The organism is Vreelandella hamiltonii (assembly GCF_014651775.1).
GTDB classification, from domain to species: domain Bacteria; phylum Pseudomonadota; class Gammaproteobacteria; order Pseudomonadales; family Halomonadaceae; genus Vreelandella; species Vreelandella hamiltonii.
Genome location: NZ_BMXN01000030.1, coordinates 1 through 15503 on the forward strand (window position 1 = coordinate 1; position 15503 = coordinate 15503).

General features: G+C 60.1%; 14 protein-coding genes. 5 read left to right on the forward strand and 9 right to left on the reverse strand.

From position 1 onward, the window contains the following. Positions 1–460: 460 nt before the first annotated feature. The 4 genes from IE091_RS16580 to IE091_RS16595 all read right to left on the reverse strand — a co-directional run bounded on the left by IE091_RS16580 (position 461) and on the right by IE091_RS16595 (position 5784). On the reverse strand, positions 461–2266 hold the full coding sequence (locus IE091_RS16580) for an acyl-CoA dehydrogenase C-terminal domain-containing protein (protein ID WP_189464156.1): 1806 nt from the start codon (positions 2264–2266) through the stop codon (positions 461–463). 229 nt (positions 2267–2495) lie between these two features. Then, entirely contained in the window at positions 2496–3263 is a 768-nt protein-coding gene (locus IE091_RS16585; RefSeq protein ID WP_189464157.1) for an SDR family NAD(P)-dependent oxidoreductase, read from the reverse strand. A gap of 31 nt (positions 3264–3294) precedes the next feature. Beyond that, entirely contained in the window at positions 3295–4971 is a 1677-nt protein-coding gene (locus tag IE091_RS16590; protein ID WP_189464158.1) for an AMP-binding protein, read from the reverse strand. Between the two features lie 249 nt (positions 4972–5220). Further along, complete coding sequence (locus tag IE091_RS16595; RefSeq protein ID WP_016914316.1) at positions 5221–5784, reverse strand: TetR/AcrR family transcriptional regulator; 564 nt, start codon at positions 5782–5784, stop codon at positions 5221–5223. Positions 5785–5911: 127 nt separating this feature from the next. Between IE091_RS16595 and IE091_RS16600 the strand changes: the two genes are divergently transcribed. The 5 genes from IE091_RS16600 to IE091_RS16620 all read left to right on the forward strand — a co-directional run bounded on the left by IE091_RS16600 (position 5912) and on the right by IE091_RS16620 (position 9813). After that, entirely contained in the window at positions 5912–7099 is a 1188-nt protein-coding gene (locus IE091_RS16600; protein ID WP_096922704.1) for an acetyl-CoA C-acyltransferase, read from the forward strand. A 146-nt stretch (positions 7100–7245) separates the two neighbouring features. Beyond that, positions 7246–7965, forward strand: coding sequence for an arsenical resistance protein ArsH (gene arsH / locus IE091_RS16605; protein ID WP_096922703.1), 720 nt, complete (start codon positions 7246–7248; stop codon positions 7963–7965). A 13-nt stretch (positions 7966–7978) separates the two neighbouring features. Then, positions 7979–9052, forward strand: coding sequence for an ACR3 family arsenite efflux transporter (gene arsB / locus IE091_RS16610; RefSeq protein ID WP_144983864.1), 1074 nt, complete (start codon positions 7979–7981; stop codon positions 9050–9052). A 13-nt stretch (positions 9053–9065) separates the two neighbouring features. Then, the gene (gene arsC, locus IE091_RS16615; RefSeq protein ID WP_189464159.1) at positions 9066–9470 is read left to right on the forward strand and encodes an arsenate reductase (glutaredoxin); all 405 of its coding nucleotides are present in this window, start codon (positions 9066–9068) and stop codon (positions 9468–9470) included. Positions 9471–9498: 28 nt separating this feature from the next. Then, positions 9499–9813, forward strand: coding sequence for a CC/Se motif family (seleno)protein (locus tag IE091_RS16620; RefSeq protein ID WP_026001749.1), 315 nt, complete (start codon positions 9499–9501; stop codon positions 9811–9813). Here the strand turns inward: IE091_RS16620 and IE091_RS16625 are convergent. The 5 genes from IE091_RS16625 to pstA all read right to left on the reverse strand — a co-directional run bounded on the left by IE091_RS16625 (position 9778) and on the right by pstA (position 15498). Next, complete coding sequence (locus IE091_RS16625) at positions 9778–10929, reverse strand: MFS transporter (protein ID WP_189464160.1); 1152 nt, start codon at positions 10927–10929, stop codon at positions 9778–9780. The two genes, IE091_RS16620 and IE091_RS16625, sit on opposite strands and share 36 nt — an antisense overlap. Next, positions 10926–12149: an organoarsenical effux MFS transporter ArsJ gene (gene arsJ, locus IE091_RS16630; protein WP_016914322.1), complete on the reverse strand. Its 1224-nt coding sequence runs from the start codon at positions 12147–12149 to the stop codon at positions 10926–10928. Before arsJ ends, IE091_RS16625 begins: the two co-directional genes overlap by 4 nt. Continuing rightward, entirely contained in the window at positions 12142–13173 is a 1032-nt protein-coding gene (locus tag IE091_RS16635) for an ArsJ-associated glyceraldehyde-3-phosphate dehydrogenase (RefSeq protein ID WP_189464161.1), read from the reverse strand. The genes arsJ and IE091_RS16635 overlap by 8 nt, the downstream gene beginning before the upstream one ends. Before the next feature lie 129 nt (positions 13174–13302). Further along, positions 13303–14049 carry a phosphate ABC transporter ATP-binding protein PstB gene (gene pstB / locus IE091_RS16640; protein WP_050980293.1) on the reverse strand — a complete coding sequence of 249 codons (747 nt, stop codon included), beginning with the start codon at positions 14047–14049 and terminating at the stop codon, positions 13303–13305. Between the two features lie 90 nt (positions 14050–14139). After that, positions 14140–15498, reverse strand: coding sequence for a phosphate ABC transporter permease PstA (gene pstA / locus IE091_RS16645; RefSeq protein ID WP_039182616.1), 1359 nt, complete (start codon positions 15496–15498; stop codon positions 14140–14142). Positions 15499–15503: the final 5 nt, after the last annotated feature.

Below are 15503 nucleotides of genomic sequence, written 5' to 3' on the forward strand. Positions count from 1 at the left end.
GCTTGCCTTGATATTAGGTGATGATTCACCCTCATCGGCAAGCGCCCACATGAATTACCTGATCAAATTGTTAAAGAGCGATACTACTGTCATCATTTCGCTGTGACTGGCTCGGTGACCTGAACCGTGTTGCCTCAGCGAGGAAGGCGTATTCTACGCATTCCGTGGTGTTTGTCAAGGGCTGTTTTCAGCGAGTGAAGCGAGCGATCAATCCAACCAACAGATGACGCTAACCTCCTGACAAACCGAAGGTTTTTCAACCTTTTTCACCGCTGGCAACGCTTGGCGTCCCCGGCAGCGGATGCGTACTTTACGGATTCGCTGCCGGGTTGGCAAGGGCTATTTTGAAAAAGTTTTCGTATAGCCGAGATAAAAAAGCGGCAGGCAATGCCCGAGGGCAGACCTGCCGCAAACCACCGATCAGTACCCTGACCAGAGAGTGCCTGGCAAAGGCATGGGCTCAGATCTCGAAGCCCAGGCCAAAATCTTCGCTGGAAATCGCCATCAAGCTACCGGCACCTGCCTGGATCATGGCGGCGTGCGCCCTGGTACGTGGCAGCAGACGCTGGTAGTAGAAACGCGCGGTATTCAGTTTGGCCGTGTAGAAAGCGGCATCTTCACCCCCCTGTGCGCTAGCGGCCTGTTTGGCAGCGCGAGCAAACAGATAGGCGACGGCGACATAGCCGGAGTACATCAGGTAATCGACGCTGGCAGCCCCTACTTCTTCACGATCCTGCATGGCCTTCATACCGATACCCATGGTGAGTTCACCCCACTGGGCATTGAGCCTGGCCAGCGGTTCGATGAATTCCTTGAGCGCAGGGTTGTCGGCTTCAGCCTGGCAGAACTTGTGAATCTCCTTGGTGAAGACCTTGAGAGATTCACCCTGGCTCATCAGCACCTTGCGGCCCAGCAGGTCCAGTGCCTGGATACCGGTCGTGCCTTCATAGAGACGCGTGATACGCGCATCACGTACCAACTGCTCCATGCCCCACTCTTTGATGAAACCGTGACCGCCAAAAATCTGCACGCCTTCATTGGTACACTCGAAGCCCACTTCCGTCAGGAAGGCCTTCACGATCGGCGTCAGCAGGCCAAGCAAGGTCTCGGCACGCTCCTTCTCTTCGCCTGCTGCGCCATGCTCGACCACATCCAGCATCTGGGCGGTGTACAGCACCAGCATGCGCCCGCCTTCTGCAAAGGCTTTTTGGGTCAGCAGCATACGACGCACGTCGGGATGGACAATGATCGGGTCGGCGGCTTTATCAGGGGCCTGAACACCTGAAAGGCCACGCATCTGCAAACGATCACGGGCATAGCTGAGCGAGTTCTGGAAGCTGGCCTCCATCAGACCAAGCCCTTGAATCCCCACGCCCAGACGGGCCGCATTCATCATGGTGAACATGCAAGCCAAACCCTTGTTCGGCGCGCCTACCAGGTAGCCCGTGGCACCATCAAAGTTCATGACGCACGTTGCGTTGCCGTGAATACCCATCTTGTGCTCAAGAGAGCCACAGCTGACACCATTGCGCTGCCCAGGATTACCCTCGGCATCGGGCAGGAACTTGGGCACGACGAACAGTGAAATGCCTTTGGAGCCTTCGGGCGCATCCGGCAGCTTGGCCAGCACCAGATGAACGATGTTCTCGGCCAGATTGTGCTCACCGGCAGAAATGAAGATCTTGGTGCCGGTGATCTGATACGCGTCACCCTCTGCAGGAACCGCACGGGTCTTGATCAGCCCGAGATCGGTACCGCAATGGGGTTCGGTCAAACACATGGTGCCGGTCCATACACCTTCGACCAGCTTGGTGAGGTAAGTGGCCTTTTGCGCCTCGGTTCCATGATGACGCAGCGCGTCTGCGGCGCCGTGGGAAAGCCCCGGATACATGCCCCACGCCAGGTTGGTGGCGCAAATCATTTCGGAAAGCATCATGGCCAGCGAATGCGGCAAGCCTTGCCCGCCCTGCTCAGGGTCCGCCGCCAGGCTTGGCCAACCCCCTTCGACATACTGTTGATAGGCTTCCTTGAAACCATGAGGAGCCTTGACCTCGCCACCTTCCAGCAGGCAGCCCTCTTCATCACCGCTCTGGTTCAGTGGCAATAGCACGTCACGAGCAAAACGGGCGCCCTCTTCCAGAATCGCTCCGACGACATCGGGAGACGCTACTTCACCGTTGGGAAGTGCCGCGTAGTGGCTAGGGTAATCAAACATTTCGTTCATCACGAAACGCAGGTCACGCAGAGGGGCTTGATAGCTGGGCATGTCACTTCTCCTAAACGGGGGGCTGAAAGAGCGGGTACTCAACAGGCGCTTTCAAACACATGTTTGAAAATTAGCGCGCACGCCCGACGCCGTCAAGCAGTCGTTTGAATTAAACCGCAAAACCGGCTACAACTTTGGTCTTTACCTTATTAACACCATGTTTTTTAAAATAAAAAACCCTGCCCAAAAACTACGGGCAGGCTGTCCATCAGAGCTTACTGAGCGCGGATCACTGCATTCTGATACCACCGTCCAGGCGAATCACTTCACCATTGAGCATCGGATTGGTAATGATCTGCTCGGCCAGCAGCGCGAACTCGTCAGGCTTGCCCAAACGCTTGGGAAAAGGCACCGCAGCGGCCAATGCCTGGGCAGCTTCGTCCGGTATCTCGCTCATCATGGGGGTTTCGAATACCCCTGGCGCAATGGCCATGACACGAATGGCGTGACGCGACAGCTCTCTGGCGGCAGGCAAACTCATGCCCACAACCCCCGCCTTGGAGGCACTGTAGGCGCACTGCCCGACTTGCCCATCGAACGCGGCAATCGATGCGGTATTGATGATGATGCCCCGCTCACCCCCTTCGTCTGGCGGATTGCTGGCCATGGCGGCGGCCGCCAGACGCATGACATTGAAGGTACCTACCAGATTGATCTGAATGGTGCGCGCATAACTCTCAAGGTCTGCCGGGTTGCCTTGCCGATCCACCAGCTTGGCCACGCTGACCACGCCCGCACAATGAACCACTCCCGAAAGGCCGCTTTCGCCCCCCAGCGCAACGGCCTTGTTCACCGCCACCTGCATGTCGTCGGCGGAGGTAATGTCGGCGATGCAGGCGTGCGCCTGAGACCCCAGCTGCTCGGCAAGGTCCGCAACACGATCACTCATGTCGCACAGCACCACCTTCCCACCCGCCTTTACCAGTCGAGCTGCCGTCGCCGCCCCTAGCCCCGAGGCCGCCCCGGTAATCAAAAACGTACGATCCTTTACCTGCATGGCACTCTTCCTCTGAATGATGTCCTGTGAATCATGAGCTGTGGCGCACTTGCTCGGCGGCTTGAGCACGCAGTTTGAAGCGCTGAATCTTGCCGCTGGGCGTTTTGGGCAGCTCATCGACGAACTCGATGACCCGAGGGAAAGCGTGAGTAGAGAGCCGCTCGCGTACCTGCTGGCGAATCTCCTCCGCCAGCGCATCGCTGGGCTCGAAGCCATCGCGCAGCACGATGTACGACTTGATGACTTCGCCACGAATCTCATCCGGCTGCCCCACGGCGGCGGACTCGGCCACCGCCGGGTGCGTCATGACGCTATTCTCGACATCCGTTGGCCCCACTCGGTAGCCCGCCGTGGTAATGATGTCATCATCACGGCCAGCAAACTGGAACGAACCATCTTCATTACGAATGACCACATCGCCGGTCAGGTAGTAGCCGTTGACGAAGGGGTCTTTCTCCTGCCAGGTATAGCCTTGGAAAAAGTGGGCTGGCGAGCGCTTGATATCCACTGCCAGTACGCCAGGCTCGCCAGGCGGCAGCTCGTTGTATTCGGCGTCGAGAATGGCCAGACGATAGCCCGGCATCGGGACGCCCATGGCCCCCACGTGCTTGGGGTGGTCCAGGGAGTGGTGGTTGTTACAGGTCATGCCCGTTTCTGTCTGGCCATAGTGATCCATCACCGGACAGCCCAATGATTTTTCCACCCAGGTGACCACCTCGGTATTGAGCGGCTCTCCGGCGGAGCTGGCCGCCCGTAGCGTCAGGGTCTGGTGAGCGTCATCGAACAGGCCAGACGCCTTCATGAGGCGGTAGGCCGTCGGCGCGGCAGCGAAATTGGTAATCTGATGACGCTTCATGAACGCCAGCGCGCCTTCGGCACTGAAGCCCGCTTCGCAAAAGTGTGTCGTTACCCCCAACAGCAGCGGCCCGGCAATGGCGTAATACAGGCCATAGGCCCAGCCGGGGTCGGCCATGTTCCAGAAACGATCCTCCTCGCGCAGGTCGACCGCCAGCTCCATGTAGAGCGCAAAGGCCGTCATACCCGACAGGGGCACGGCAACGCCTTTGGGCTTGCCGACCGTCCCCGAGGTAAACATCTGCAGGAACGGCTGATCCGGCGACAGCCGGGGCGGGGTATCGCTGATTGACGTATAGGTCAATGCCGCCTGCCAATCATGATCCTGGGCATGCTCGCGGGTAGCGCCACCCACGGCCAGCACCGGCGGGCACTGGCTCAGGCCATCGAATTTATAGCGGTTGGCGTGATCGGTTATCACCAGCCTGGTATCTGCCCGCCCCAACCGATAATCAACCGCATCGGGCCCAAACGCGGTAAAGAGCGGCTGGTAGACCGCCCCAATCCGCCAGGTGGCGAGCACGGCCACCAGCAGCGCTGCCGAGCGCGGCAGCATGCAGGCAATGCGGTCACCCTCCCCCAGCCCCTGGCTTTTCAGCCACCCTGCCAGATGCCCACTCAGCTGCTCCAGTTCGGCATAGGTCAGCGTGTGGGTTTGGCCTTGGGTATCCTCATGCACCAGCGCCAGCACATCACCACGGCCCTGGCGTAAGTGCCTTCCACAGCAAGCCTCGTAGGCATTCAGGCACCCATCGTGGTGGTCATCCAGCCTGGCGACGACGCTATCTATTGAAAAATCCTCGAGAAATGTCGAATACGCGGGAAGTGAGGTTGCTGCTGATGTCGCTGTCATGACGGCTCTCTTGTGTTGTTGGTCGTGAGCACTCGGACAGGCAGGATTCCACGTAGTATTGGTGTTATTGTCCGTTTACGTTAACGGAAGCCTACCGAATAAACCAACGCTAAAAGCATTTACTCAAGAGCGCAAGCCGCAAGCTGCTCGACAGGGTTAGACGTTGGTCGATCAGACAGCGGTTGGAGAAGCCAGAGGGGCCTAGAACTGTCGAGAAAAGATCAGCGAGAAAGGAGCATCAAGACAGAATTACCGAGACAGGATCATCGCGACCAGCTCATCGGCCAGGTCGTCCGGGGTGCGCGGGCCATTGGGATCATACCAGCGAACGGTCCAGTTCAAGGCGCCAAGAATAAAACGTGAAACCAGAAAGCGGTCGCCATGAATGAGCCCTGCTGCCAGAGCATCGTCGATCACCTCGACCCACATGGCCTCGTAGGCATCGCGCAAATGGCTCAGGTGAGCGCTGGCCGCAGGGTCCAGGCGACGCCATTCGAACAGCGCTACCACATGGGCATTACGGTCGGCAAACAGCGTGTCGAGGTGCGCGCGCGCCATGGCATGCAATCGCGCCTCTGGCTGATCGGGGCACGCCTGTAGCGCTGCTCTGGCGATGGTCAGTGCGTTCTGCGTGCCCTCCTCGATCACCGCTGCCAGGATTTCCTGCTTGTCCTTGAAGTGGTGAAACAGACTGCCAGACTTGATGCCCATTTCCTGGGCCAGCATGCGCACCGTGGTGCGGTCAAAGCCCTCTTGAACGAATAGCTGAGCGGCTAAGCGTGTCAATTCCTTGCGGCGAGGAGAGGCATTCATTACATTCATGTCATTTACACTAGCGCTTGCTTGGTTACCTAGGAGAAGACCACAGCCCCGCCAGCGGGTCAACGCATCGCTAACCGCTCAGCACGATAATCACAAAAAATCTATCAGGAGATAGGCCATGAGTAACGCTACCGACATCGTCTTTTTATCCGCTACCCGCACTCCCATGGGGGGCATGATGGGCAGCCTTTCCACCTTGAGCGCACCGGAACTGGCCGCTGTGGCCATACGCGCCGCCATCGAGCGAGCAGGCATCGACGCTGCGCTCGTCGAAGAGGGCATCATGGGCTGCGTTCTGCCTGGCGGAGTCAAGCAAGGTCCGGCACGCCAGGCCATGCGACAGGCAGGCATTCCCGATGCCAATGGTGCCACGACCATCAACAAACTCTGCGGCTCTGGCATGAAAGCGGCCATGTTGGCCCATGACCTGATCAAGGCAGGCAGTGGAGAAATAGTGCTGGCGGGCGGCATGGAGTCCATGTCGAATGCCCCCCATGTGCTGACCAAGGCACGCGGCGGCTATCGTCTGGGCCACGGTGAGCTGAAAGACCACATGTTTCTCGATGGCCTGGAAGATGCCGAAACCGGCAAGCTGATGGGGGTCTTTGCGCAAGAGGTGGCCACCGAGCGTGGCTACACCCGTGAACGGCTAGACGATTTCGCGATTGCCTCGCTGGAACGGGCCATGGCCGCCACCAACCATGGCAACCTGGATGCCGAGATGGCGCCCGTCACCGTGACGACCCGCCAGGGTGAAACCGTGGTGTCCCACGATGAGCAGCCCTTTCAGGCCAAACTGGACAAGATTCGCCAGCTGCGCCCAGCGTTTGCAAAAGATGGCACCATTACCGCCGCAAATGCGAGTTCGATCTCCGACGGCGCCTCGGCGCTGATTTTATCGAGCCATGAAGCAGCACAGCGTCACGGTGTCAAACCGTTGGCCAGAATGCTGGGGCATGCAACCCACTCGCGTCATCCCAGCGAATTTACCATCGCACCGGTAGGAGCCATCGAGAAACTGATGAAAAAGCTTGGCTGGGGCGTCAAAGATGTGGACCTGTTCGAAATCAACGAAGCCTTTGCGGTCGTCACGCTGATGGCCATGGATGATCTGGGCCTGCCTCATGAAAAGGTCAACGTGTTTGGCGGCGCCTGTGCACAGGGGCATCCTATCGGCTCTACCGGCTCACGCATCATCGCCACGCTGATTCATGCTTTGCGCCAGAAAGGCGGCAAACGCGGCATCGCCAGCTTGTGCATTGGTGGCGGTGAAGCAACCGCCGTGGCGGTCGAGCTGATCGACTGATTCACAGCGCGCTTCATGGCGGCAGCGATGAAGCGCGTCCAGCCTGTGGTCCATGGCTGGCAAAATGATGTGTGTTGCCACAAAAGATATATGAAAATTCATATATCAATGCCAAAATGAAGGACATCGTTTTAACGGACCTTCACATGGCATCCTTAGACACCTTACCCAACCTCGACCCTGCCCTGTTCAAGATTCCCAGCCCGGAATCCCTGGGGTTGACCAGCAACGACCTCCCCTCCCCCAAAATCCTGCTGCTGTATGGCTCGCTACGCAAACGCTCCTTCAGCCGTTTGGTCGTCGAAGAAGCTGCGCGCCTGCTCGAAGCCATGGGGGCTCAAACACGTATCTATGACCCCAGCGGACTGCCTCTCCCCGATGCCGAGGATGCCAGCCATCCCAAAGTGGAAGAGCTGCGCACGCTGGCCCAGTGGGCGGAAGGCATGGTCTGGTGCTCCCCCGAACGACATGGCGCCATGACCGGCATCATGAAGGCACAGATCGACTGGATTCCTCTGGCACTGGGGGGTGTCAGGCCCACCCAAGGCAAGACACTGGCGGTCATGCAGGTGTGTGGCGGTTCCCAGTCGTTCAATACGGTGAATCAGCTGCGTATTCTGGGTCGCTGGATGCGGATGCTGACCATTCCCAACCAATCCTCGGTGCCCAAGGCCTTCATGGAGTTCGATGACGACGACCGCATGAAACCCTCCCCTTTCTATGACCGCATCGTGGACGTCATGGAAGAGCTGATGAAATTCACGCTGTTGACCCGAGAGCGCAGCGACCTGCTGACCGACCGCTATTCCGAGCGCAAGGAGAGTGCCGAAGAGCTCTCCCGACGGGTCAACCAGCGCGCCATTTGAACGAGGAGTGAACATGACACAGCCACAGCCAGCCACCCCCAGCAGCGCCGACATGGGACTTTTCGAGCGCTATTTGTCGCTCTGGGTGGCCATTGCCATCATGGTCGGTATCGCCGTGGGTCAATGGGCGCCCCAGATACCGGAAACCCTGGCGCGCTTTGAATATGCTCAGGTGTCGCTGCCCATCGCCGTGCTGATCTGGGCGATGATTTTCCCGATGATGGCCCAAATCGATTTCAGCGCGGTCGCCGGTGTGCGCCGTCAGCCCAAGGGGCTGACCATCACCACCACGGTCAACTGGCTGATCAAGCCATTCACCATGTTCGCGCTGGCCTGGCTCTTCTTCATGGTGATTTTCCGCCCGTTCATCCCTGAAGCGTTGGCCAACCAGTATCTGGCCGGAGCGATTCTGCTGGGGGCCGCCCCCTGCACGGCCATGGTGTTCGTATGGAGCTACCTGACACGGGGCGACGCGGCTTACACTCTGGTACAGGTAGCGCTGAATGATCTGATCATGCTGTTTGCCTTTGCCCCCATCGTGGTTCTGCTGTTGGGCATCTCGAACATCCAGGTCCCGTGGAACACGGTGCTGCTCTCGGTCGTGCTCTACATCGTCATTCCCCTGGCCGCTGGCTATGTCACTCGCAAAGCGCTGATGGCCAGAAAAGGCGCCGAATGGTACGACAAGGTGTTCATGAAACGCCTGGCCCCGGTCACCCCCATGGGCCTGATCGTCACGCTGGTCTTACTGTTTGCTTTTCAAGGCGATGTCATCCTGAGCAATCCGCTGCATATCGTGCTGATTGCCATTCCGTTGATCATTCAGACCTTTCTTATATTCTTCATCGCCTATGGTTGGGCCAAGGCGTGGCGCGTACCACATAATATCGCCGCACCGGGGGCGATGATTGGTGCCAGCAATTTTTTTGAACTCGCCGTGGCCGCCGCCATCGCGCTGTTTGGCCTGCAGTCTGGAGCAGCCCTGGTCACGGTGGTCGGTGTGCTGGTAGAAGTGCCACTCATGCTGGCCCTGGTGCGTATCGCCAATAAGACCAGCGCGCATTTTCCTGCAGCCCAACCCTCCTGATGAGGACCCCGCCATGATCGTGATCTATCACAACCCTGCGTGTGGCACGTCGCGTAATACGCTGGCCATGATCGAAGCATCGGGAGAAACGCCCCAGGTGATCCACTACCTGGAAACGCCGCCCAGCCGAGAGCGGCTGTTGGCACTGCTGGCCATGATGCAGCTGCCCCCCAGGGCGCTCTTGCGCCAGAAAGGGACGCCTTATGATGAACTGCAGCTCGACGACCCGACGTTGAGCGATGACCAGCTCATCGACGCCATGATTGCTCACCCGCTGCTCATCAACCGGCCCATCGTCAGTACGCCCAAGGGCACGCGATTATGCCGCCCATCTGAGCAGGTATTGGCACTCCTGGACCACCCTGTTGCACAATTTACCAAGGAAGACGGAGAGACCGTCTACTATCCCCCCACCTAACGGCCCGGCATGGGCAGCCAGGAGCGTCATGCGTCAGGTCATCGAGATGGAGCACCCTGCCGTGGCATTCATCCAGCAGCACGGAGGCGTGGTGACGGTACGCCGTTCACCACGTCATGGCTGCTGTGGCGGGACGGCACATATCGCCGTGGCAGAGCTGGGCGCGCCAAGCGACACATCGGCCTTCGAATATCATCAGTTGCCAGAGGCCGGCCTCTGGATAGAGCCGTCCCTTGCCTGGCAAGGCCTGCGATTACGAGTGGAAGGATGGTGGAAATTCAGGCGGCTGTTCCTGGATGGCGCCCCGTTAACGCCGGGGAGCCGGGATACTCAGCAGCGCTAGCGTGGCTGCCAGCATGAGCAGCGACGTCAGCCATAGCGCGGATGCGCCCCACTGGTCGATCAGCAGCCCAAACAGCAGCGGCGCCAGGGCCTGCAAGGCCCGAGCGGGCATCATGATGAGCCCCTGCCTGCGGCCAAACCCCTGCGGGCCAAACAGTGCCAGGGGCAGCGTCCCCGAGGCAATCGTCATCATGCCGTTACCCGCGCCATGCAGCAACGCAAACCCGGCGGCCGGCATGCCGAAAAACGTCAGCAACCCGGCGCCCACGGGATGCAGCGTGGTAGCGATCCTGCCTGCGAACAAGGGGTGAAAACGGCGCAGCAAAACGAACTCCCCCATGCGCGCCGCTACTTGCGCAGGCCCCACCAGAGCAGCCGCTGCAATCGCCACCGACAGAGAAACGCCACTCTCCTGCAGCAGCCTGGGAAGGTGGGCGGCCATGGCCGTGGAAACGAACCACCCCGCCGCGAACACGTACGCCAGCAGCAGCAGGGTAAAACGCGGGCGTTCAGGCGCCTCAGACGCAGGGCTCGACACGCTGGAGAGCGCTCGCTCGGCCTTGGGCAAGCGAGCGTTCAAGGGCATTCCCAACACGACATGGGCCAGCGCCCAGCTGGCGCAGGCAGCACGCCAGCCCCACTCGCTCTCGATGAAGGCAGTGATGGGCCAGCCAAGAGTACTGGCAAATCCTGCCACCAGGGTCACGCCGGTAATCGAGGCCCTGGCGTGACTCCCCAGCAGCCGCCCCAGCGTGGCAAAGGCCGCATCGTAAAGACCCAGCGCCATGCCCACGCCCATCAGCAACCATGCCAGCACCAATGTCACCGCCCCTTGTGCCAGCGCCAGTGCCAGCAAGCCCACCGCCATGATGGCGTTCGAAGCCATCAGCACACCGCGCCCACCCTGGCGATCGATCAGACGCCCGACGCTGGGTCCCAACATGGCGACCAGCAGCAACGCAGCCGAGAAGGCGCCAAATACCCAGCGAGTGGACAGCTCCAATTCCAGCGCCATGGGCACCGCCAGAATGGCGGGCAGATAGTAGCTGGATGCCCAGGCAAGGGTCTGGGAACTCCCCAGGGTGAGCGTCAGGCCAGCGCCAGGCGAGCGAATCACGCCACCTGCCTGGGCAACGCCAGTGCCATGAGCGCGCTGGCAGCCACCAGCGCCGCCGCCACCCACAGGCACGCGCTCAAACCATAGGCCATGTAGAGCCACCCCGAGAGCAGTGTGCCGACCAGGCGGCCCATGGCGTTGGCCATGTAGTAGAAGCCTACGTCCATGGACACGCCATCGGCACGGGCATAGTGGACGATCAGATAACTGTGCCAGCTGGAGTTGACGGCAAACAGCACGCCGAAGGCCAGCAGCCCCACTACCAGCCACCCCACCTGTGCCAGGGGCAGCAGAGCCAGCAGAATGGCGAGCACGGCAAGCGCGGCGGCCCAGCCAGCCGTGAGCATCCGAGCGTCTCCACGGAACAGTGCGGTGAGCCTGGGCGCCTGGGTCTGCACCCCGCCGTAGCCAATGATCCAGGCGGCCAACAGCCCTCCCACGGTCCAGTGGCTCCAGCCATGTTGATCATAGAGGAATACCGGCAAGGCCACGACAAACCACACGTCCCGGGATGCGAACAGGCAGAAGCGCGCCGCCGAAAGCACATTGATGGCGCGGGACTTGGAGAAAATCTCGGAAAACTTTGGCTTGACCTTCTGTTTGCCGAGGTCTGCCTTCAACCGCCACAGCGACAGCCCCAGCACGGCACCCAGCATCAGCGCCATGGCCACCACCGCGCCGCGAAAGCCGATCAGCGTCAACAGCACGCCGCCTACAAAAAAGCCCAGCCCTTTCAGGGCATTTTTGGAGCCGGTCAACATCGCTACCCAACGGTACAAGGCACTGTTGGCATTGGCGCTATCAGCCGGCACCAGCACTTTCACTGCGCTTTTGGCGCTCATCTTGTTCAGGTCTTTGGCAATACCCGACAGCGCCTGGGCCGCCATGACCCAAACGACGGTGAGCATCCCGGCAGGCACCATGAGCATGGCAAGCGCCACGATCTGCAGCCCCAGCCCCACGTTCATGGTGCGGTTGAGCCCCAACCGCGCGCCCAACCACCCTCCCACCAGATTGGTCACCACGCCAAACGCTTCGTAGAACAGAAACAGCATGGCGATTTGCAGAGGCGAGTAACCCAACTGGTGGAAGTACATCACCACCAGCATCCGCAGGGCCCCATCGGTGATGGTAAACGCCCAGTAGTTGCCCGTGATCAGCATGTACTGGCGCACTTCGAAAGGCAGTGCGCCGATGCGTGCCCTGAGCGACTCAGCCACGGCGCGCCTGCTCCTTGCCCACCTTCCAGGCCAGCTCTGCGGTACGGTTGGCATACCCCCACTCGTTGTCGTACCAGGCGTAGAGCTTCAGCTGCGTACCATTCACGACCATGGTCGAGAGCGCATCGATGACCGAGCTGCGCGGGTCGGTGCGGTAGTCGATGGACACCAGCGGCCGCTCCTCGTAACCCAGAATCCCCTTCAAGGGCCCCTCTGCGGCCATCTTGAGCGCCTGATTGACCTCCTCGACGGTCACTTCGCGCTCGAGCTCGAACACCATATCGGTCAGCGAGGCATTGGCCAGCGGCACGCGAATCGCATGGCCGTTCAGCTTGCCGGTCAGTTCGGGAAAGATGGCGGTGATCGCCTTGGCCGAACCGGTGGTGGTGGGAATCAGGCTCATGCCGCAGGCGCGCGCCCGGCGCAGGTCCTTGTGCGGTGCGTCCAGAATCGTCTGGGTATTGGTAATGTCGTGCACCGTGGTCATGGAACCATGACGGATGCCAAACGTTTCCAGAATGACCTTGACCACGGGGGCCAGACAGTTGGTGGTGCAGCTGGCCGCAGTGACGATGCGGTGCGTAGCGGGGTCGAACAGATGGTCGTTGACGCCCACCACCACGTTGAGCACGCCCTCCTCCTTGACCGGCGCACTGACCACTACACGCTCGACCCCCTGATCCAGATAGGCCTGCAGCTTCTCCGTGGTTTTCATCTTGCCGGAGCATTCGATCACCACATCACAACCGGACCAGTCACCTTCGGCAATCGTCTTGTGGGCGCTGAAGGCGATGGTACGGCCATCGATGGTGATCGCCTCCGGGGTAGCGCCAATGCCCTGCTCCGGCGCCCACTGGCCATGAACCGAGTCGAACTCCAGCAAATGGGCAAACGTCGCCGCATCGCCGCCCGGGTCGTTGATGCGCACCAGGGTTACCTCGTCGGCAGCGACTCGCGCCCACAGGCTGCGCAGTGCCAGACGACCAATACGGCCAAACCCGTTGATACCAATGCGTAGTGACATGCTGAACCTCCAGAGCCAAGTGAACCGTCAATATATGAAAAATCATATATTAAAAATCAAAAAAAACCAGCCATCGAACCCGCAGGCGGCCATGCCCCCTGCGGGTAACCCGTGATCAGTACTGCGTGATCACCCGAAGCGTCCCGTGATGTAATCGTGGGTACGCTGGTCTTGCGGGTTGGTGAAGATCTGGTCGGTGCTGTCCACCTCCACCAGGTCGCCCATGTGGAAGAACGCCGTACGGTCGGCCACCCGTGCGGCCTGCTGCATGTTGTGGGTCACCATGACGATGGTATAGCTCTCGCTGAGCTCATCGATCAGCTGCTCCACCTTGGCCGTCGCGATGGGGTCGAGGGCCGAGCACGGCTCATCCATCAGGATGATGTCCGGGCTGACGGCCACGGTGCGGGCAATGCACAGGCGCTGCTGCTGGCCACCCGACAGCCCGGTGCCCGGCTGATCCAGTCGATCCTTGACCTCTTCCCAGAGCCCGGCACGGCGCAGGCTGCTCTCGACGATGTCGTCCAGCTCGGCCTTGCGCTTTGCCAGACCGTGCAGGCGCGGGCCATAGGCGATGTTTTCATAAATCGACTTGGGAAACGGATTGGGTTTCTGAAACACGATGCCTACCTGGGCACGCAGCAGTACCACATCGCGATCCGGGGCATAGATATCCTTGTCATCCAGGGTGATCTTGCCCTCGACCCGACAGATGTCGATGGTGTCGTTCATGCGGTTCAAGCAGCGCAGAAAGGTGGACTTACCGCAGCCAGAAGGCCCGATGAATGCCAGCACTTCGTTTTCGTACACGTCCAGACTGATACCGTTGATCGCCTGGCTGGCACCGTAAAAGACCTTGACGTCCTGGGCGCTCATCTTGACCTTGTCGGTGGCTTTACTGGTGCGGCTCTCGCCAGCGCCTACGCTCACCAATGGGGATGTCTTGGGCTCTGTTGAAGTATTCACTTACCACCTCGTCTCGAATTTTTTACGCAGCCAGATTGCCAGTGCGTTCAGGCTCAGCATCAACCCCAGCAGTACAATAATGGCCGCTGACGTACGCGCCTCGAAGAAATTACGCAGCTCGTTACCCTGCCATAGATAGATCTGTACCGGTAGCGCAGCCGACTGCTCCAATGGCGTGCTGGGCACGTTGGACACGAACGCATTCATGCCGATCAGCAGCAGCGGCGCCGTTTCGCCCAGCGCCTGGGCAACGCCCAGAATGGAGCCCGTCAGGATGCCCGGCAGTGCCAAGGGCAGCACATGGTGGAAGACCGTCTGCACTTTCGATGCGCCGATCCCCAATGCCGCCTGGCGAATGGAGGGCGGAATCGAGCGCAGCGATGCCCTGGTAGCGATGATGATGGTCGGCAAGGTCATCAGCGTCAGCACCAGCCCGCCCACCAGCGGGGCCGACAGCGGCATGCCCAGATAGCCGATGAAGATGGAAGCCCCCAGCAAGCCGAACACGATGGAGGGCACGGCTGCCAGATTGTTGATATTGATCTCGATGAGATCGGTCAAACGGTTCTTGGGCGCGAACTCTTCCAGGTAGATGGCGCTGGCTACACCGATGGGGACCGAAAGCGTGATCACGATCAGCATCATGAACAGCGACCCCATGAAGGCCCCTGCCAGACCCGCCGACGCAGGTGAACTACGCGAGTCGGTGTTGAGGAACAGCGACGTGCTGAAGGAGTTGCGGATGACGTTCTCGTCGTAAAGACGGTCGGCCCATTCACGGGTCTGAGCGCTCAACTGCTGACGTGCATCCGGCAGCGAGCGGTCGATATTGCCCTTGATCCAGACGTCGACGTTGGCCGCCGCCAGCATTTTCACTTCCACGGTCTGGCCCAACAGGGAAGGGTCCTTGATGAACTGCTCACGCAGCGAGAAACGCTCACCCGATGCCACCAGGGCACGCAGATCACGCAGCTGTCGAGGCTCGACCTCGACCCCCAGCGCCTCTTCCATGGCGCGGTCGATCAATGACTGCCAGTTGACCAGTCCTGCCTGGGTCAGCCACGCGGAATAGCGTTCATTGAACGCCGACTGGCTTTCACCGCTGGCGCGCACCGGCTTCTCTTCCAGCTGGATCACTTCGGGGTCGAAGTACACCTCCGGGTAGAGCGTCGCTTGCCAAAACGCCGGCACACCGCGCATCAGAATACTGATGAACAGAATGGCGACCAGGGTCAGGCCGGTCACGACGGCGGCCAACCCGGCAAAGCGAAAACGCTTTTCCTGACGATGACGTCTTGCCAGCGAGTTTTCGATCGTTGTCAGGCGATGCTGACGGCGCTGCTCAATCGTAATAGACATGGTCG